We start from the raw sequence: 19,201 nt of genomic DNA on the forward strand, positions 1-19,201 counted from the left end.
GAAGTAGAGCTACGTGAGATAGTCCCAGCATAACTGTAACTTTATGGATATTAATGTTGCTTAGGAAACCTTTTCGGTCCAAGGGACTTTAGCGCTTTAATGTTAAATAGTTTATTTTCGTACAAACGTGTGGCGCTTGAGGCGGTCCGAGGGAAGGTTGTCGCACCTGGCGTGAAAACGAAAGCCCGACCGGTCTATATGGTATTGCAAATTTTACCTACAACTGGTCGTTCCGTTTACATTCGATGCGAGGTTAATGCCGTTTTTCATATCCGATTCAAATCTCTCGGTTGTTGTAGTATACTTCACTATACTCGTCTGTAATAATAGAATTTCAATAGAACGGAGGTTTTACTTATGAAACGTATATGCGTATTTGCCGGTTCCAACGCGGGGAGTGCGCCCGAATATGCGCAAGCCGCGCAGAAGCTGGGTCAAGAACTGGCTGCCCGAAATATAGAGTTGGTGTATGGCGGCTCGAAAATGGGGCTTATGGGTATCGTCGCCAATACGGTGATGGAAAGCGGCGGCAAAGCGATCGGCGTTATGCCGAAAGGCTTGTTTGCCGGCGAAATGGTTCACGGCGGGCTAACCGAGTTGCACGAAGTGGACGATATGCATCAGCGCAAGGCGTTAATGACCGAGCTGTCCGATGCATTCATCTCCTTGCCCGGCGGGCTTGGGACATTCGAGGAACTGTTCGAGGCGCTTAGCTGGTCCCAACTGGGCATCCATCAAAAGCCGGTCGGATTATTGAACGTCAACCAATTCTACACCCCACTGTCCGCTTTGATATCGCATGCGATACAAGCCGGGTTCGCCCGGCAGTCGAATATGGACTTATTCGTGATGGAGGAACGTCCCGCGGAATTGGTCGAAAGCTTATTGCATTTCAAGCGGCCGCAGCAAGAAAACAAGTGGGGCAAATAGCAGTTTGCCGCTGCCGCCACTGGCGTTGGCGCTGCATTGACAAAAGCGGCGGATTCGAGTTCATGCAAGTTGTCATGCGCGATGGGCCGACAACTTATAGCGGCGAAAATGCCAATTGCTGTAAAAAGAGTTGAGTTCATGATACCGCTGGCGACTGACAACACGTCGGGCGGGCGAACGAAACGTATACACGCTGATCGTCTGTAAATCGCCTTGTTGCAGGTGTAACGAAACTGAAACACGCTAATGAGGGCAAACAGACGGTAAAACCGCCAATTTCCAATCAATAACGATTTGTACATTCGTTAAAATGACGACGTCTCCATTTTGGGCCCAATAAGGATTATGAGTTTCGTTAGCGCTAGATGCACAATTGCAGGCTTTCTGAATGAAAGGCGCTTCATGCCTGGCTTTTCTTTCCAACTGACTGGGGCGGAATGGTTGCACAGATGACTGCACTGCTTCGTCATCCTAGCCCGTTTGAAAATTGATGCAACGCTAGTGGACTGCCATTGGATTTTGTCCAATGAAAATCCGCACCACCCCCTGAGAAACCGCTTTCCATTGGAATTCATCCAACGGAAAGCTTTTTTTCTCCCGATTTTCCTCGTCTGAGTCGAATTTCATTGGATGAAATCCAATCAAATGACATTCCAGCTACGGAACAGCAAGATTCCATTGGATGAAATCCAACTGAACGTACGTTATCGCCTCATGAACAGATGGTTCGTGCCGAATATTACGGTACCTAATGGAAAACGATAAGTACGAGGTGAGACGAATGGATCAGGTTATTGATAAATTGAACGAGTTTCTGAAAGGCAACCATATGGCCATCCATGCCTATGAGGAATATATTCAACGCGTGAAAGACGGCGACGCCAAGAAGCTATTCCAGCGTATCCAACAGGAGCATAAACGGCATGCCATCCTATTGGCTGAAAGAATACAAAATTTAGGCGGCGTGCCTGTAGACGGCGTCGGATTGAAAGGCGCTGCGATAGAATTGATGAAAAAATTGCAAGGGGCAAGCGACGATACGTTCTCGATTCTTCAGGATGCGGCAAAGGGAGAAGAAGTAGGCATCAAAATAGGCAAGGAAGTCGTGAAAGGCGATCTCGATCCCGAGAGCCTTGCAATGGTGAAACGTATTTTGGATGCCGACCAAAATCACGTCGAGGCTTTGCATGCCCAACTGCAAAATCCGTCGCCACTATAGGCGCCTTCCTGTTGCAGAACAGACTTTGGCGGTTATTCGGGTCGGAGAATGCTTTTTAAGGAACGGGACGCGCATGAAACCGTATTACTATGTATAACGTTATTTCCGGGAAGGAAAGATTCTTATGAAATACGAAGTAAGAGGGATTCCCATTACATGCCCATGTTGCGGTAACGACACGTTTGACAAAGACTATCGGCAATTGAATTCCAGAGGAGCGACCTTTTTCAACTTGGATTGGGCCAATAAAAACGCTGCGATTCTCGTTTGCCAACGATGCTCGTATATTTCATGGTTTATGGCGGATCCGGCAAAGATCGGAAAATGAGAGGCCCGGCTTCGATATCCGGGCCATAACGCGAAAAATTTTGTTCAGGAGCTTGCCTCCGGCTCAATAATCAGCCTTAACTGCTCGCATTCGCCGCGCAGTTCATCGAGCTGCTCCAAATAAAACAGCAACGCTTTGACGACGACGTTAGGGTGCACGGAGTCCTTTGACTCCGTTTTGATTTGGTTAATAGCCTCAAGGTAGTCTTTCTTTTCGGATTCGCTCAGGGAAGCATGACCTTTGACGATCGTCTCCATTTTACGGTATAACCGGTGCAACTGACGCGATCTCACAATCGGGGTAATGTCCTCCGGCCAACAATTCAAGACCCAGGAAGGCGTCTCGAACAGCAACGGCATATCCGGTTTTTTGAACTTTAACCCTTCCACCAAAACACCGACCAAATATTCAACATAGACGGCCAATTTACGGCAATGGTCATGGGACAGGCTCGGACCGACCACCCGTGTATACTCGAGCAAGACGCTTAGCGAAATAAAAGTCACATCCACGGCAAATTCATCAATTTGCCCCCCGTACAAATCGACAACGCTCTCCTGAAACCATGAAAACAATTTGCGTTCAAGCGCCATCACCGCATTTTGTATCCGTTCGTTTTCATAAAAAGGCTGCGAGGGATCCATGAAAAAGTAGATATATGCGCGATGTTTAAAAATATCTTCCAAGTATATCATGACCAATTCGATAATCCGATCGTTTTTCTTTAACTCCGCGTTGTGGTAGAGCCGGTAAACTTTCTCCTCGAGTTCGTCCGAAAAAGTCGCCAGCAGTTCCTGCAGCAGATCCTCTTTACCAGGAAAATACTTGTAAAACGACGGTTTGGTCATTCCGCTTGCCTTGGCAATTTCATCAATCGTCGTTAAAGCGAACCCTTTCTCCCCAAAGAGTTGAAGCGCAGCCTCAATAATCTCTGTTTTTTTATTCACACCAAATGATCCTTTCCTCATGCATTCACAAGCAAAAAAACGTGTTCCGAACGACTCTCCGGCAAATGAACGTTGCCTACATGGTCAGCGGGTTATTCGGGTCTTCCGGAAGATGGCCCGAAGGTTTCGTCTGCCCGGCATCCCGGTTGGCTTTGCGCTCCCGGCGTTTCTCTTTATACAGGGCTACGACCATGTATAAGGATGGAACGACGATCAAGGTCAGCAGCGTGGAGAACATCAGCCCGACAATAATCGTATACGCCATCGGACGGAACAAGACGCTCCCCGTAATAGCCAGCGGCAGCAAGCCGAAGATGGCGGTCAGCGAAGTAAGCAAAATCGGCCGGAAACGTGCCGAGGTCGCTCCGATAATCGCTTCTTTAAGCTCTACGCCCTCGCGGCGCGCATCCTCGATAAACTCGATGAGCACGATCCCGTTCCGCACGACGATCCCCGCCAGAGAGATAATCCCCATGATGCTCATGAAGCCGATCGACGAACCGGAAATAAAGATGCCGATGACTCCGCCTGCGGCGGCCAGATATACCGTCGTCATAATGATAATCGGCGCCGACAGCGAGTAGAACTGTACCGTAATCAGCAGCAGAATCAGGAAGATGACGATGACGAACAAACTGCCCAAATCCGAGAAGATTTCGGCCTGGTCCGACGTTTCCCCGCCAAGCGTCCAGGTGTATCCTTCCGGAAAATGCAAGCCGCCCAGCAGGGCGCTAATTTCCGTATTAAGCTCGGTAGCCGTTCTGCCGCCCGTCGCATTCGCCTCAACCGTAACGGTGCGTACCAGATTGTAGTGCTGAATTTTCTGAATGGAAAACGTCGGCTTTAATTCCGCCAACTGCGATAATGGCACCTGCATGCCTTGCTCGTTGGTCACGTTCATTTGCTGGAATATATCGTTTGGATTGCCATTCTTGTTGTTCATATACAAATTAATATCGATGATTTGATTCCCCGTATCAAAATCGCCGATATCCAGCCCGTCGCCCATCAGCCGGAGCGTTTGGGTCAATGTCTGGTAAGTCACCTGATGCTGTTTCATGGCCTCTTCGTTCACGGCAAACTCCAGCGTATAGCTTTGGTTTCCGAAGTTGTCTTTAATTCCCGTCGTGCCGTCCACCTGCGCGATTTTCTCCTTCACCTGCTGGGACAGGCTTTGGAGCTCGCCCAAATCCTCGCCCGAAATTCGCACGGATACGGCAGCTCCGACCGGAATTCCGAGCCGCGGAATGCTTGTTGCGATGTTGGCGGCGGGATATAATTTCTCCAGTTTCTTCTGCCATGTTGCCACCGTTTTTTCCCAGTCAAGCGTTCCCTTTTTGCCGTTAACCGCAACCTGACCGACCGTCGGCGAAGAACTAACGAAGTTTGTGATGTCGGAATACAACTCCGGCGCCTTCCCGCCAACTCCGTAACTGACCCTCTCCGCTTCCGGCTGCTTCCGCACCCACTCGGCGATGCTCGACACCATCCGGTCCGTTTCTTGAAACGATGTTCCGACGGGCATTTCCACATTGATGTTCACGTTCGGATCTTCCGCCTGCGGAAACAGATCGATCGGCGTCAGCAGCGCGAAGCCGAACGAGGCCGTGCCGATCAACAGTCCGGTCAGCGCGGTAAGCAGAGGCCGCTTCAGCACCTTCGGAATCATTTTGCCCGAATACCACTGCGTTGCGGCTTGAATTTGCTTGCCTAGTAAACCGGGCGGCTTCACTCCGCCTTCCTTCGCTTGACGATGGATTCTTCGCTTCTCGTGCCATTCGCGGAAAATCGGAATGATAGTCAGCGACATCGCCATGGACGCTAACATGGAGGCGGATATCACGATCGGAAGCGGCTTGATGAAGGAGCCGACGTCTCCCGTCAGAAACAGCAGCGGCATAAAGGCGAATATGGTGGACAACGTCGCCGTCAGGATCGAAATGGAAACCTCCTTCGCTCCTTTTACGGAAGCGTCGGTCGGATTTTCCCCGAGTTCGCTGAGCCGCCGCTCGATGTTATCGTTAACAACCACGGCGTCATCCACCAAGATCCCCAGCACGATGATCAGGCCGACGATCGTAATTTCATTCAAGGTTACCCCGGTCATCGGCAAGACGATGAGCCCCAGCGCGATCGAGATCGGAATAGCCAAGGCGACAAAAGCCGCTGTCAGCAAATTCAGGCCGAGCATGCAAACGATGATGACCGCCACGATTGCGATCAGCATCTCCCGGGTTAACTCGCTAAACATTTTGTCCACAACTTCAAGTTGGGCAAACGCCGTCTTAAACGTCACGTTTTTCGGCAGATGTTGGGCCAAATCGCTAAGTTTCATCGAGATGGCTTTATCCATGGATGGCACATCCGAACCCGTCTGCGCATTGACTTTGATCAGGATGGCGGGCTTCCCGTTATAATACGGCGAATATTCCGGGTCGCCATGCGCCAGTTTGGCTTCGCCGACATCTTTTAAATGAACCGGGAATCCGTCTTGCGTCGTCATGATCAGGACGTCATTCAATTTTTTGACGTCATCCAAGCTTTTGACGAGCAACTGATAATTGCGGTTATCGTAATTCAGGTCCCCCAGCGGTATGCGAGTGTTCATCTTTTGCACGGACTGAACGACCATTTCCCACGGTATTCCGTATTGCTGCAATTTCTGCGTATCAATTTGCACGGCGACTTCCTGACCGGGAATTCCATCAATTTGCACGCCGGCTACGCCTTTTACGGTCTGAATCTGATCGCGCCACCCAATCATCGTATCGTTCAGCGCGTACAGTTCTTCCCTGGTATCTGCGTAAATCACATAAGAGCCTACAAAAGCGGAAGCCAGATTATCGTTGACGATCGGCTGCATCGCATCGTCCGGCAGATCGGCGGCGGCATCCTGGACGTTTTTGCGCAGCTCGTCCCAGGCCGCTTCGGCGTCCGCATCCGCATAAGCCTCTACCGTGATGCTGGAATACCCGCTTCCCGAAGTCGAGAGGATGTTTTCAACGCTATCCACTTTCTTGATCGCCTGTTCCAGCACCTTGGTAACGGCCTGCTCCACTTTCTCCGGCGTCGCTCCCGGGTATACCGTCGTTACCAGCGCGGTCTTCACCAACGCATCCGGCATCTCCTGACGGGGCAGCCCCATAAAGCTGTACACGCCGATCATAATAAGCATGATGAAAAACAACAGGGTGATTTTGCGTTTCTTGACCAGATAGTTAATCATCTGCCTCGTCCTCCGCCGTTACAATGGAGTAGCCGTCAAACAACCCTTCGGCTCCGGCGGTTACAACGACATCGCCCTCCTGCAAACCGGACAAAATCCGGAAGCGGTTTTCAATGATTTCATCCCCCAGTTCGACGGTCGTTTTCACCGCTTTCCCGTCCACGGCACGGAACACGTAGGGCTCCTGCCCGTTGCTGATCACGGCTTCGGCGGGGACGAGAATCCCTTTTTTGTCGGAAACCTGAAGCCCCGCCTTGACGACCTGCCCCGGGAACCAATCCTTGTTCGGGTTAGGAACGCTCACTTCCACGGAAATCGTGCCCGTCCCCATATTGGTCTGCGGATAAACCCGGGCAACGGTTCCGGTCCGGGTCTCGCTCCCCAACGCCACGTCAACGTTCTGTCCCGCCTTCCAGGCGGAAATTTCGCTGTCCGGAACCGGAAGCAGAATTTTCAGTTGAGTGGTGGAACCGATGACAAAAGCCGGGGTTCCCGCGCCGGCAGCCTGGCCGGCGACAACAAACTTATCCAGCACCGTGCCGGATACGGTAGCCGTCAATTTCGTTTTGGACAGGGCCAACTCGGCCTGCTTCCGAGTGGCCAGCGCGTTCTGATACCCCGCCTCGGCCTGCGCTTTGGATGCCGAGGCCGATAGCTTGCCGGACTGGGCTTGTTCAAGCGCAGCCTCTGCGGCTTTGATCTGTTCGTCTGTCGCGCCGTTGGTCACTTCCTCCAACTGCTTCTTCGCGCTGTCCAGCGAATTCTCCGCATTTTTAAGCTGAAGTTGCGATTGCTCGTATTCATTAAGCGATATCAGTCCTTCGGCATATAATTTTTGATAACGATCGGCATCGGCCTTTACTTTGGTATAAGCATCTTCCGCTTGCTTCACCTGATTTTCCGCCTGGGCCAGCTTCTGCTCCGACGCCCCCTTCTTCACCGCGGACAGATTCGCCTCGGCGCTCTTGATTTGCGCTTCGATCGAAGCGAGTCCCGCATTCGCTGCGCCGACTTGCCCCTCGGCCTGGGCTACGCCGCTTTTGGCCTGATCCAATTGAAGCCGGGCCTGCTCATCATCCAGCACAGCCAGGACATCCCCTTCCTTGACCTGGTCGCCCACTTCCACCAATATCTGTTTGATTTCTCCGGATGCCTGAAACGAAACTGTCGCCGAATCGGCGGATTGCAGCGTGCCCGACAGGTCATACACCGTGTTCAAAGGTTCTTGTTTCACCCGGATGACCTCGACGGCTGTCGAATCGGCGTTCGCTGCAGCGGTTTCTCCATCGTTTCCCGAAGAACATGCGGTTAAAGACAGCGCGAACATCGCCGCTATCAGTACCGATAAGCAACGTCCTTTCATCAGGAAATTCTCCTCCCGTTATACTAGCCAGTATTTTTTTTAACTCTAAAGTAACCCGGCAGTAATGCGGTTGTCAAGCGACGACCCGGTGTTTGATTTCGTGAGCCATAGTGTGTTAGCATGTGGGTGAACAAATCGGATTGGGGAGGAACATTTCCATGAGAAAGGAAGTCGCTGCGTGCATTTTATCGTTTGCTCTGCTTGCCGGCGGCCCGGCATCCTCTTTTGCCGCGGATGACGACAACGTCACGCGATCGGGCTATACGGCAACGACCGGCGAACAGCTAGGAAGTTCGTTTGTCGGATCGGGAAACCAACTTTTGCCTTTGAAGCGCTTGGATTTGGATAAGGTATTGGATCTAGCCCTTCATAATTCTTATAACTTGCGGTTGTTGGGAATGAAGCTGACCGCTCTGAGTCAAAAAGAACGCAGCTTGCAGAAGCAGAAAGACAAGTTGGATGATTCAACGATCCCAATCGGTTCGGGTTCATTGCCTGCAACCCCGGAGGAACTGAAGGCAGTGTACGGAATTGAAGACGATGGGGAAACTGAGCTATGGCTCGGTCCGGTCTCCCATACAAACCAAGCCGTAAATCAGGTCATGCAGGGGATGAGCGGCATCGCCGCCGCACTGAATCAGCAAATCGCCAGCCAGCGCGAACAGGTTAAACTGGCGCTCGATCAGATGGAAACGGAGCAATCGGATACGCTGATCGATATGGAAAAAGCGAGAACCGGAGCACAACTGCAGATTACATCGCAATACGTTCAACTTCTGTCGTTGGATAAACAGATCGACCTGAACGAGCGATACCTTAAGGTGTTGATCGGAGATTACGATCGGGCCGTTACGCTGAAGCAAGAAGCGATCGGCAGCGCCGAAGACATAAGGGCGGCACAAAGGCTGGTTCGCGACCAAGAGAAGCAATTGGATACGCTGAGAGACAACTACAAGCTGGCCTTGGTTCAGCTATGCTTCGATCTCGGACTGGCGTATGATCCGGAAATCACGCTCCAGGAAATTTCCTATAACCCGGAGCCGGTCACGCGTAAGGATACCACGAAAATTCTGGCAAACTCTTATGACATGAAACATCAATGGAACGCCGTCTTCCTTGCCAACAATCAGGAAATTCATACGAATGCTCCCAACGAGGATGAAGAAAATTACCTGTACACGATGACCCGTATCGCCAACGTACAGGCGGAGCAAACCAGCTTAGAATTAAGCAAAAAAATCAGCAAAACCTACAGCGATGCCGAAACAGCCTACAAGGCTTATCAAAACGCCGCCGAGGATTTGACCGATACGCAGGTCGATTATGCCAACATGGAAGTCCGTTACAAAAACGGTTTCGTTTCGCGTTATGACTTCAACAAATACGGATTTACTTTAACGCAGCAGGAGGCGGCCTTGGATTTGACCCGTTTGCAGGCGTTCATGGCCGATCAAGCGGTAAAAGCCATGGAAAAAGGACTCATCAATTGATAAGCGACTAACGCCTATCTTCGGCAGGATGGCAAGCCAGGCAATGAAGGATCTTTCATTCGGAAAACCTGCAATTGGATTCAATTTCATCATTCGTAACCATAGATGAAACTGGCTTTATTGCGCAGGACTTCTCCGTTTCGAAGGCGATTCGCGCGGACTTAGGCTCCTTTGTTTAGCGCTAACGAAACTCATAATCCTTATTGGGCTCAAAATGGAGACGTCGTCATTCTAACGAATGTACAAATCCTTATTCATTGGAAATCGCCGGTTTTAGCGCCTTTTTCCCCTCATTAGCGTGTTTCAGATTCGTTACACGAGCAACAAGGTGATTTCACAGGCTATTAGCGTGTACACGTTTCGTTAGCTCGCCCGAAGGAGCGTCAACCGCCAGCGGTATTTTGAAATTGACTAATTGTGCATCTTTCTACCCCGTTTTGATCGGTTGCTGCAGCATAGTCTCGCGAAAAAGCGCTAGCGTTGCATGAAATCTTCTAGCTGGGATGCGGCGCCATGGAATTATAACGGATTTCCAAGGTCTTATTTTTTGAAATTCCAGTCGATCTCTGGAATTAACGGATTTTCGAACCGTTAACATGTCGCGATCGGCCGGAGAATCCTTGGTTTTGTGAAGTTTCGACAAAAATAGAGACCTCAAAATCCGCTAACTCCGCCAAAACAGCGTTATTGGATCAAATAAGGCCTCCATAATCCGTTAATTGGCAGATTTCAGAGAAAGGCCTCTTGGAGGTCTTTCTCTGGAATCTGCCATTTTTGGGAGACACGTCACATCATACAATATAATTGTTTCCATAGGGACACGTATCTGTCTATTTGGTATAATAACACAAAAAAACAGACCGCCCCAGGAAAAGGTAAACGGTCCATTTCTTTAATTGGTTATATTTAAGCCGACCGCTCCTGAAGCGGCTATTGTACTGGGAGCCGGCTGCGACCGGCTCCTTTTTCAATATTGCATAACACACGGGAATACAATGCTGCGCTCAATAGGGTCCAGTCCTCCCGAATCCGGCGAATCTTTCCGGTAACAAAATTTTGTTTTCTGCGTCATATATTATGAAGGAGTGATTTCATGATCTTTCTCGGGCTATTCATCATGGCAATCGGTTTGCTTAATATTCTAAAACCGTCGTTCGCATGGTATTTAAAAGAAGGTTGGAAGGTAGACGGCGATTCCGAGCCGAGCGATGCCTACTTAACCCTCACAAGAATCGGCGGAGTCTTAGCATTTATCATGGGACTCATCGTATTGTTCGCGGGTCTTTTCACCTAATTCCTATGCTTCGAGTGCGAACCTATTATTCGTTCGGAGCCAAATCCGGCCCTTAAGGGTTTATCCCTATGCTGTTAGGTCCGTTCCCGACGGGAATCGTGTCTACGATGGCATTGGTATTTCCATCGATCACCGCCACATTGTTGTCTCCGAAGCTCGCTACATAGATCGCGTTTGTTAAAAGGTTCACCCCTAAACTCAACGGAGAATTGCCAACTAATTTTTCCAGGTTTTCGATTGTGCGCACGCACTAATTTAACGGTTTTGGACCATTTCAGACCAGGACACCTCCAATCCCATTTCATTACATTGTATGGTATGAGGCTCATGATCATAGGGAATAGATACTCACCTAGAATCTCCATGGGCCGCCATCTATTACCCCAAAAATAGGCGGTAATAATTGGTCCCCCCTTATCCTGTCCCTCCCGAAATTTACCTACTTCAGCCCCTTTTATGAAAAGATAGTTATTAACGTATTCCGTGAGCCCCCCAATTTCATATTTTGTAATGTTACGAAAGTAGTATGAAGGGAGCCGATCACATGAAAATTTCCACAGCGCTTTGCAATCGGCTGGCCGCTATTTTGGGCGGTACAGGCATGTCTAACGGCAAGAGTTGCTCTATTATGATCGAAAGAAAACTCAATGCAAGAATTCTTGGAAGAAAATATGAAACCGAACATGAAGTAACGATTCAGTCGCTTAAAAATGGAACGACTTTAAACACCGGTGAAATTACATTACTGCAGTCTGAGGTTCAACGCTTTATTAATGCGGTTCGAAAGCGCAATTTAAAGGTAACCGCAGTCCACAACCATTGGTTATTCGAAAAGCCTAGATTGATATATTTGCATATCGAATCGGTTGAAAATCCGATCGTATTTGCAAGGAAATTAAGAGCTGCTTTAAACGTTCTGAAAAAGTAAAAAATGACTCGTCGCGGCGTTTGGCACCGTTTCCAAACGCCACTTTTTGTTTTGGCGCTAGGCTTTTACTTTGTAACGATCATGGATTCTTTGGGCCGTCCTAACCAAATGTAAGATGATATCCGAACTAGCCGATCTCAACAACAAAAACGCGGCCCCGAATCCCCGGAACCGCGCGTTATGATCATAATCATGGTGCTGGTGAAGGGAATTGAACCCCCGACCTACGCATTACGAGTGCGTTGCTCTACCCCTGAGCTACACCAGCGAGTGACAGCTGAGAAATGTCACGTTTTATATTATACAACGGATTGGTGTGGAAAAACAATATGCAATTTGATTTCATTCCGATCCAATTTGAGGAAATCAATATTGCGCGTTCGATTCGCCCCCGGTTGCGATGGCAACGCCCGAGCTTGTGCCGATCCGGTTGGCCCCCGCTTCGATCATCGCGAGCACGTCCTGCCTGCTGCGGACGCCTCCGGAAGCTTTCACGCCCATATCCGGCCCGACGGTGCGGCGCATAAGCGCAACGTCTTCAATCGTCGCCCCGCCGGTCGAAAATCCGGTCGACGTTTTCACGAAATCGGCGCCCGCCGCGACGGCTAGCTTGCATGCGCGTACCTTCTCCTCATCCGTCAATAGCGACGTTTCGATAATGACTTTGACGAGCGCTTTTCCTTTCGCCGCGGCAACGACGGCGACGATGTCCTCCTGCGCCAGATCGTCGCGCTTGCTTTTCAGCAGGCCGATATTGAGCACCATATCGACCTCTCCCGCCCCGTTTGCGATGGCGTTAGCCGTTTCGTAAGCTTTCGTTTCCGGCGTCGACGCCCCTAGCGGAAACCCGATCACAGTGCATACTTTAACGTCGGGCGTATCGTGCAATATTTCATAGGCTGTTTTCACCCAAGCCGGATTTACGCACACCGATGCGAACCGATGCTCCTTCGCCTCTTCCGCCAACTTGACGATCGCCTCCATGGCAGCGTCAGCCTTTAACAACGTATGATCGATCATTTTTGCGAGTTCCTGCCTATCCATGTCCAATCCCTCCTTATTTTATAAACAAGCCGACAAGTGTAGCCGACAAGATGGAAGCGAGCGTGGAGCCGTATAACAGTTTCATTCCAAATTGGGCGACATGATCCCCTTGCTTATCGTTCAACGCCTTCACGGATCCGGTAATGATGCCTACCGAGCTGAAATTGGCGAAGCTGACCAGGAACACGGACACGATCCCTGCCGTCCGCTCGGATAAATTCGCTGCGATGTCTTTGAAGCTGAGCATAGCGACGAACTCGTTCGTTACCAATTTGGTAGCCATAATCCCGCCCGCTTGAACCGTCTCGTTCCAAGGCACGCCCATCAGAAAAGCGATCGGGGCGAATAAGTATCCTAGCGCCGATTGAAACGATATTTGGAAAATGAGGTTGAATATATAATTGATCATTTCCATCAAAGCGATGAAACCGATCAGCATCGCGCTCACGATGACCGCTATCTTGAAACCGTCCATAATGCTGTCGCTGATCATTTGAAAAAAACTGACTTTGCGGCCTCTTTCCTCTTCAACGGCAACGTCCTCTTCTTCCTCGACCGGATACGGGTTGATCAGGTTGGCGACGATCAAGGCGGAGAAAATATTAAACACAATCGCCACGACCACATATTTCGGCGCCAGCATCGTCATATACGAACCGACGATCGAGATGCTGACCGCGCTCATGGCCGACGTGCATAAGGTGTAGAGACGCCTTCTCGATACGATATCCAACTGGCTCTTCGTCGTCAGGAATACTTCCGATTGGCCGAGAAAAGCCGAGGAGACGGCAACGTAATTTTCGAGCTTGCCCATCCCGTTCAATTTGCTTAATATCCATCCGACATATTTGATGATTAAGGGCAATATACGAAAAAAGTTAAGAATTCCGATCAGTATCGATATAAAAATAATCGGCAGCAGAACATTCATGAAAAAGACCGAAGCCCCCTCGTTCTCCAGCCCGCCGAACACAAATCGGACGCCGCTGATTCCGAACTCCATCAGCTTGCTGAACAGGCCTGCGATGAACCCGATGACCGCGATGCCCGCTTCGGTATTCATAATGAGAAACGCCAATACAAGCTGTGCTGCCAACATGGCGGCAATCGGCCGTATTTTGATTCCTCTGCGGTTATGGCTAACAAGAAATCCCAAAACGAAGACAAGCAGCAATCCGGTAGCGGCAAAAAGAAATCTCATCATTCCCTCCAAATTAGCGAAATCCTTCATCGAAGGTATCCTCCCCTAATTTGGCAAAAAATATTTATCCGCCCTATCGCCGTATATAAAAAAGAGGAGACCAAACGTCCCCTCCTAAAGGCCATTCTATTTGATTTGAATATCGTACCATCCGAGCAGCTCGTCGTACTTATTATAGAACGTGAACCTCCGGTAATCCGACTTCGGCGAGTTACTTTTTACTTTGTAGACAATCTCGCCTTGCTCCGATCTCGGCATCAATGTCGTATACCGCTCCGGAAGCAGCTCATGAAAGTATTCGAACGGCGATGATTCATAGAAAGTATTGAGATAAGCCATATAATCGAAATCCCGAATTTTCTCGTTCAAATCGTCCTGGACGAACGTAATGACAGACTGGTCTCCCGATTGCCCGACAATGATCCCGCTTTGAATGTCGTCTAGTTGCGCGATTTCGCGACTGTCGTATACCTTTTTCACTTTCTCGCTTTCTTGTCCGTCGCGAACGACGGTAACATAGATCGTTCCCGTTTCGGGCAGTGCAATGCTCTTATCCAGAAATACGGAGGCCCGCTGGGAATTATCCGAAACGCCGCTGCCAAGAAGCGTTCCATCTTCGGAATAAACGTTAACGGTATTCTTGATTCCGGCGTCGTACGCGGTAATCAATCCTTTCTGGGCGGTCACTCGAATATCTTTATCGTTAAAGATGCCTTCGTCCCCATCGATCCTTTTCACGCGCAAAACATACGACGGATCTTTGCTGCCAGGACGGTCGAGGAAAATATCCAAACCCAATCCCGGCTTCAGATCGACGCTCATCGGGGTGCCGCCGGTCATCGTGCCCGAAGCGATTCTCTCCGTCGGATAACCTCCGATAATGCTGTATCGGATGCTAATTGCTCCTTGTTTCGGCGATGCGGTCCATGTAAACGAAGTAATGTCGTTCGGAATATATACGCCGTAATCGCGGACGTTGTCATCGAAACCGAAGCCGATCGTTTTCGCGCTGTTTTGGTCTTTGCCATACTGTTTCAACGTCAACGGCTGGCCGTCTACTTCCACAACCAAGTCTCTCAGCGAGAACGCCATCTCCGGCTCTTTGCCGATTTTGTACGTAATCAGATCCGACTGGGCGACGGTTTTGTGGCTTGCGACGTCTTCCAGTTCAATTCTGAATTGGTATGTGCCTGCTTCGCCGTTCACATAAACCGAATAGACTACATCGGTCACTCCGTGATGGTCGCCCCATGCGGAAATATCCGTTCCTTCCTGCGGCCCGAATCCTGTTCGAACGATATCGCTCCAGCGGGAAGCTTCCTTGTCGTACGCGAATAATTGCATCGTTCCTCCCGAGGACGAAGCGACTTTAATCGGCTTTACGCGCACCTTGCCCGCGTACGGTCTCCCCGCATCTGTGACCGTTTGCAGCTTATATTGCAGATAGGCGGCATCGTTAAAACGGGCTTCGTCTTCCACGATGCTGCCGCTTTCCTCGATCAACACGTATTCGGCATTCGTGGCGAGGAGTTCGTCGGCTTCCTCTTTCTGCATATTCGTTCCTGGCAGAACCTTCAGCTTATATTCGTTTGCCGAATCTTTCGAACCTCCTCCGTTCGATCCGCCGTTATTCGCGCCGCCGCTCGAACCGCCGGACGAACCCGGCTCCGAGGAAGACTCCGGCACCGGAAGGCGCACACCGTCCTTTTGCGGGCCTTCCAGTTTGCCCGGCTTGATCGCAAATTGCGAACCTTGCGATCCGTCGTTTAATGTAGCGGACTGAACTTTCCCCGTTCCCGATACATTCATGACCGCATGCAGAACCAATTCCGCGATGACCGCTTCTTTTCCTACTTGGAGCGATCCCTTTCCGCCGCGCTCCGTCACTTGAAGCTTCGCGATCGATCCCTTTGGCATATCGACCGAAATTTGAGCAGCGGACAGACTCACTTCCTCGAACTGTCCGATGAACGTCACTTTCGACCCGGCCGGCAATCGTTCCGCCAGCTCGACGTTTGTGAAACCCGCTCCCGTTAACGCGTCTTCTTGAAGTTTCGCCGGCGTTAGCACGATCGTATGCCCCACTTCCGTCGAACCTTCCGCGACAACGCGTACGGCACCCGCTTTTTTCTCAACAATCAACTGTACGATCGTCGCATCTTTCAAATGAACGGAATTTTCTCCGCCGCCTTGGACGATCGTCTTACCTTGAACTTGCACGTTATTCAAGTAAACCTCTCCGGCGCCTACTCCTTCGGAAATAAGCAGATCTCCGGAAATCGTCATATTTTTCAACGTCGTATCCGCTGCGTTAATAACGGCATTTCCTTGAACGGTCTCGCTGCCTTCCTCCGGGCCGTATGTTCCGCTCTTATCGTATGTACGGACAGCCGGCTTCTTCGCTTGAAACGCATTGTCGATCGCCACGATCGCTTCGGCGCGGGTGATGCTACGCTTCGGCCCGAACGTGCCGTTCTCATAGCCTTTCATGGAACCGCGGGCAAGAACGGCCGCGACGGACGATTTGCTCCACGGCGCCAATTGGCCGGCATCTTTCATTGAAGCAAGAACATCCTCCGTTCCATCGTTCCGCGCATCAATCAATTTGGCCAGAATGACGGCCGCTTCTTCGCGGGTGATCGTTTGATCCGGTCGAAACGTAAGATCGGCATATCCTTGGATATATCCCGCCTGCAGCGCTTTGCCGATTTCGTCATGCTCCCACCCTGCCGCAAGCACATCCGTAAACTCGATATCCGTCCGGTCCGTAAACTGAAACGCCCGGTTGACGAAAGCGACAAATTCAACCCGGCTGACGCTTTCGTTCGGCCGATAGGAACCTTCGCCATCGCCGCGCAAATCGCCGCGCCCGATCCATTCTTTCATCGTTGTCTCGGCCCAATGTCCTTCCAGGTCCGATGCGGCGCCGCTTGCGGCAGCTATATTCGCCGCTCCGAGCAGCAAACAAACGCTTAGCAACAGCGCCATCCATCTCTTCGTACGTTTTTTTGATCCGGCCATTTTCGTTATTCCTCCTCACTGTGGTTAAAGGCCTAGTTCGAATTTACCAACACGAACCAAATGATTACATTCTACAAAATCCGGCATTATCCTCCCCTAACCTCCAAATAAAACATAAAAATCGCCTTTCTTCGGAGCCGTAAAGCCCGGGAAAAGGCGATGTCAATTCAAGTTTGATGAATGGTTACGCCGCCACGTCGCGCTTCGTAAATAAAAGCCACGATACGATATGGAAGACGGCAAAATAGGCGATAAGCATCATAACGGAGAACTGCAGCGTCATCTCGGGACGAATCGGCGTGCCTCCGGTCAAATATGGGCTCAGATCGATATTGGCGAACAGCACATATTTCACCCACTCGTATTGCCTGAATATCATAACGAGGGTGTTGCCCACGAGCATGAAGAACAGCGAGAACGCAATCGCCATGGCCGAACTGCGGAACGCCGCCGAAATCATGAAGGCAAAGGTGACGTACATAATCAACTGCACGGCATTCAGCCCGTATTTCTGCAGTACGGAAATGATCATCGACTGTTCGTGCACCGCTCCGTCCGCGCCGACATACAGAGCGGGATAGGAGACGGAGCCGAATCCTTCCGCCAATCCTCCGAACAGAACTGACGCGGCGAACGTCAGTACGAGCAGGAACAGGGCAAACATCAGCGTCGATATATATTTGCTGAGCAATATTTTTCCTCGTGACGCGGGCCGGACAAGGAGCAGCTTCACCGTCCCCCACGTGAACTCGGCCGCGACCATATCCGCCGCGACGATGACCGTTAACATCGTCACCAGCAATATCATAAAGGTCGAAGCGCCGACAATGTCCCATAGCGTCTGCTCGTTCGGATTAATGTCATGCTCCAAAGCGTATTCTTTCGTCTTGATCGCGTCTTCGATCTCTTTGCGTTCTTCCGGCAAGGCGTCGTCAGGCATCTTGGCCAAATACGCCTTGTTATTCTGAAGGGATTGCTCCACCTGCTGCCGCCAATTCGTCTGGTCGGTATGAATGTCGTTCCATTTGATCAGCCCGGTCATTAAGCCGAGCGCGCCGAGCAGCAGCAAGACCATGATCCATGTCCGCAATCGGCGGAATATTTTCATATTTTCATTTTGTACGAGCGCCCCTAAACTAGACAATTTGCTCACTCCCTGTCATTTCGAGGAATTGGTCCTCCAGCGATTTCGATGCGGAACGGATGCCGTAAATTTTGCTCCCGGCATGCACCAGCATTTCGGTAATAACCGCAATTTGCTCCCGATCGGCGAGCAATTCGATCTCCCCTTCGCGAACGGCGACATCCGTTACGCTCAGGACGGATTCCAACGTTTCCTTCGCGCGAAGCGGATCGTCCGTTTCAATCGTCACTCTGCGCTGCTCCACCGTTTTCGCATCATGCAGCGACTGCACGTCGATCAATTTGCCGTTTTGAATAATCGCCACCCGGTCGCACATCAATTCCATCTCGGACAATAAATGAGAGGAGACGACAATGGCAATCCCCTCTTCCCTCGCCAAACGGCGCAAATAGTCCCGCAGTTCGCGAATGCCGGCCGGGTCGAGCCCGTTCGTCGGTTCGTCGAGAATGAGAACGGAAGGCTTGTGCAAGATCGCCTGCGCAACGCCGAGCCGCTGCCGCATGCCGAGCGAATATTTTTTCACCTTTTCATGAATCCGGTTCTTCAAACCGACCAGTTCGACCACTTCTTGAATTCTTTGTTTCGTTACGCCGGAATGCATGCGCGCATAGTGCACCAAGTTTTGGTACCCTGTCAAAAATTTATACATTTCCGGATTTTCAACGATCGCGCCTACATGACGCATCGCGTTCTCGAATTCCTTCTTGACGGGAATGCCTTGCACATAGACCTCTCCGTCGCTCATCCCTATCAATCCAACGATCATGCGAATCGTCGTCGTCTTCCCGGCCCCGTTCGGTCCGAGAAACCCGAACACTTCCCCTCTGGGCACATCGAACGACAAATGATCCACAATCGTGCGTCTGCCGATCTTTTTCGTTACGTTGCGTAGCTGCAAAACAGCCGTCTCGTTCATGTCCGTTCCCTCCACAAGTCTTTCTTACTTGCATTATTATAACTGCGGGGCGGAACTGCTCATACCGGCTCCGGGCCTGAACCCGGCTGGACTTTGGTTGAAACATTTGCCGGACTTAAGTCGAGGGAAGCGGTTATGTTCTACTCCGAT

14 protein-coding genes and 1 tRNA gene are annotated in these 19,201 nt (G+C 50.6%); 5 read left to right on the plus strand and 10 right to left on the minus strand.

Going from position 1 to position 19,201, the window contains the following annotated elements; translation table 11 throughout:
• Positions 1-357: 357 nt before the first annotated feature.
• Both LQ229_RS18575 and LQ229_RS18580 read left to right on the plus strand, forming a co-directional pair.
• Positions 358-930 carry a TIGR00730 family Rossman fold protein gene (locus tag LQ229_RS18575; protein WP_230192526.1) on the plus strand — a complete coding sequence of 191 codons (573 nt, stop codon included), beginning with the start codon at positions 358-360 and terminating at the stop codon, positions 928-930.
• A gap of 781 nt (positions 931-1,711) precedes the next feature.
• The gene (locus LQ229_RS18580; protein ID WP_216538029.1) at positions 1,712-2,149 is read left to right on the plus strand and encodes a DUF2383 domain-containing protein; all 438 of its coding nucleotides are present in this window, start codon (positions 1,712-1,714) and stop codon (positions 2,147-2,149) included.
• A 372-nt stretch (positions 2,150-2,521) separates the two neighbouring features.
• On the opposite strand, the gene LQ229_RS18585 is transcribed toward LQ229_RS18580, so the two are convergent.
• The 3 genes from LQ229_RS18585 to LQ229_RS18595 all read right to left on the minus strand — a co-directional run bounded on the left by LQ229_RS18585 (position 2,522) and on the right by LQ229_RS18595 (position 8,013).
• A complete protein-coding gene (locus LQ229_RS18585) occupies positions 2,522-3,424 on the minus strand; it encodes a TetR/AcrR family transcriptional regulator (protein WP_216538030.1) in 903 nt (300 codons plus the stop codon).
• A 76-nt stretch (positions 3,425-3,500) separates the two neighbouring features.
• Positions 3,501-6,650: an efflux RND transporter permease subunit gene (locus tag LQ229_RS18590; RefSeq protein ID WP_230192527.1), complete on the minus strand. Its 3,150-nt coding sequence runs from the start codon at positions 6,648-6,650 to the stop codon at positions 3,501-3,503.
• Positions 6,643-8,013, minus strand: a complete 1,371-nt coding sequence (locus LQ229_RS18595; RefSeq protein ID WP_230192528.1) for an efflux RND transporter periplasmic adaptor subunit — start codon at positions 8,011-8,013, stop codon at positions 6,643-6,645. Before LQ229_RS18595 ends, LQ229_RS18590 begins: the two co-directional genes overlap by 8 nt.
• A gap of 158 nt (positions 8,014-8,171) precedes the next feature.
• Between LQ229_RS18595 and LQ229_RS18600 the strand changes: the two genes are divergently transcribed.
• Positions 8,172-9,503, plus strand: coding sequence for a TolC family protein (locus LQ229_RS18600; protein WP_216538033.1), 1,332 nt, complete (start codon positions 8,172-8,174; stop codon positions 9,501-9,503).
• A 1,093-nt stretch (positions 9,504-10,596) separates the two neighbouring features.
• Entirely contained in the window at positions 10,597-10,797 is a 201-nt protein-coding gene (locus tag LQ229_RS18605) for a DUF6199 family natural product biosynthesis protein (RefSeq protein ID WP_216538034.1), read from the plus strand.
• Between the two features lie 52 nt (positions 10,798-10,849).
• Here the strand turns inward: LQ229_RS18605 and LQ229_RS27160 are convergent, their stop codons facing one another.
• Positions 10,850-11,044 (minus strand): hypothetical protein, encoded by a 195-nt coding sequence (locus tag LQ229_RS27160; protein WP_216538035.1) that lies wholly within the window; start codon positions 11,042-11,044, stop codon positions 10,850-10,852.
• Between the two features lie 297 nt (positions 11,045-11,341).
• Between LQ229_RS27160 and LQ229_RS18615 the strand changes: the two genes are divergently transcribed.
• The gene (locus LQ229_RS18615) at positions 11,342-11,725 is read left to right on the plus strand and encodes a DUF1259 domain-containing protein (protein ID WP_216538036.1); all 384 of its coding nucleotides are present in this window, start codon (positions 11,342-11,344) and stop codon (positions 11,723-11,725) included.
• A 193-nt stretch (positions 11,726-11,918) separates the two neighbouring features.
• Here LQ229_RS18615 and LQ229_RS18620 read toward each other — a convergent pair.
• From LQ229_RS18620 to LQ229_RS18645, 6 genes are all read right to left on the minus strand, one after another.
• Positions 11,919-11,993: transfer RNA gene (locus LQ229_RS18620), tRNA-Thr, on the minus strand.
• A 98-nt stretch (positions 11,994-12,091) separates the two neighbouring features.
• A complete protein-coding gene (deoC, locus tag LQ229_RS18625) occupies positions 12,092-12,769 on the minus strand; it encodes a deoxyribose-phosphate aldolase (RefSeq protein WP_216538037.1) in 678 nt (225 codons plus the stop codon).
• A 13-nt stretch (positions 12,770-12,782) separates the two neighbouring features.
• Positions 12,783-13,970, minus strand: a complete 1,188-nt coding sequence (locus tag LQ229_RS18630) for a nucleoside transporter C-terminal domain-containing protein (protein ID WP_230192548.1) — start codon at positions 13,968-13,970, stop codon at positions 12,783-12,785.
• Positions 13,971-14,096: 126 nt separating this feature from the next.
• The gene (locus LQ229_RS18635) at positions 14,097-16,991 is read right to left on the minus strand and encodes an S-layer homology domain-containing protein (RefSeq protein ID WP_230192529.1); all 2,895 of its coding nucleotides are present in this window, start codon (positions 16,989-16,991) and stop codon (positions 14,097-14,099) included.
• A 184-nt stretch (positions 16,992-17,175) separates the two neighbouring features.
• Positions 17,176-18,135, minus strand: coding sequence for an ABC transporter permease (locus LQ229_RS18640; RefSeq protein WP_230192530.1), 960 nt, complete (start codon positions 18,133-18,135; stop codon positions 17,176-17,178).
• The gene (locus LQ229_RS18645) at positions 18,128-19,051 is read right to left on the minus strand and encodes an ABC transporter ATP-binding protein (protein ID WP_216538040.1); all 924 of its coding nucleotides are present in this window, start codon (positions 19,049-19,051) and stop codon (positions 18,128-18,130) included. Before LQ229_RS18645 ends, LQ229_RS18640 begins: the two co-directional genes overlap by 8 nt.
• Positions 19,052-19,201: the final 150 nt, after the last annotated feature.

The sequence above is a fragment of the Paenibacillus sp. CECT 9249 genome (assembly GCF_918697855.1).
In the GTDB taxonomy this organism is placed as follows: domain Bacteria; phylum Bacillota; class Bacilli; order Paenibacillales; family Paenibacillaceae; genus MSJ-34.

Bases quoted from the DNA above. Each gene is read 5' to 3' on its own strand.
- LQ229_RS18600 (WP_216538033.1), top strand. From the start codon at position 8,172: ATGAGAAAGGAAGTCGCTGCGTGCATTTTATCGTTTGCTCTGCTTGCC.
- LQ229_RS18605 (WP_216538034.1), top strand. From the start codon at position 10,597: ATGATCTTTCTCGGGCTATTCATCATGGCAATCGGTTTGCTTAATATT.
- LQ229_RS18635 (WP_230192529.1), bottom strand. From the start codon at position 16,991: ATGGCCGGATCAAAAAAACGTACGAAGAGATGGATGGCGCTGTTGCTA.
- deoC (WP_216538037.1), bottom strand. From the start codon at position 12,769: ATGGATAGGCAGGAACTCGCAAAAATGATCGATCATACGTTGTTAAAG.
- LQ229_RS18595 (WP_230192528.1), bottom strand. From the start codon at position 8,013: ATGAAAGGACGTTGCTTATCGGTACTGATAGCGGCGATGTTCGCGCTG.
- LQ229_RS18590 (WP_230192527.1), bottom strand. From the start codon at position 6,650: ATGATTAACTATCTGGTCAAGAAACGCAAAATCACCCTGTTGTTTTTC.
- LQ229_RS18615 (WP_216538036.1), top strand. From the start codon at position 11,342: ATGAAAATTTCCACAGCGCTTTGCAATCGGCTGGCCGCTATTTTGGGC.
- LQ229_RS18575 (WP_230192526.1), top strand. From the start codon at position 358: ATGAAACGTATATGCGTATTTGCCGGTTCCAACGCGGGGAGTGCGCCC.
- LQ229_RS18630 (WP_230192548.1), bottom strand. From the start codon at position 13,970: ATGAGATTTCTTTTTGCCGCTACCGGATTGCTGCTTGTCTTCGTTTTG.
- LQ229_RS18645 (WP_216538040.1), bottom strand. From the start codon at position 19,051: ATGAACGAGACGGCTGTTTTGCAGCTACGCAACGTAACGAAAAAGATC.
- LQ229_RS18580 (WP_216538029.1), top strand. From the start codon at position 1,712: ATGGATCAGGTTATTGATAAATTGAACGAGTTTCTGAAAGGCAACCAT.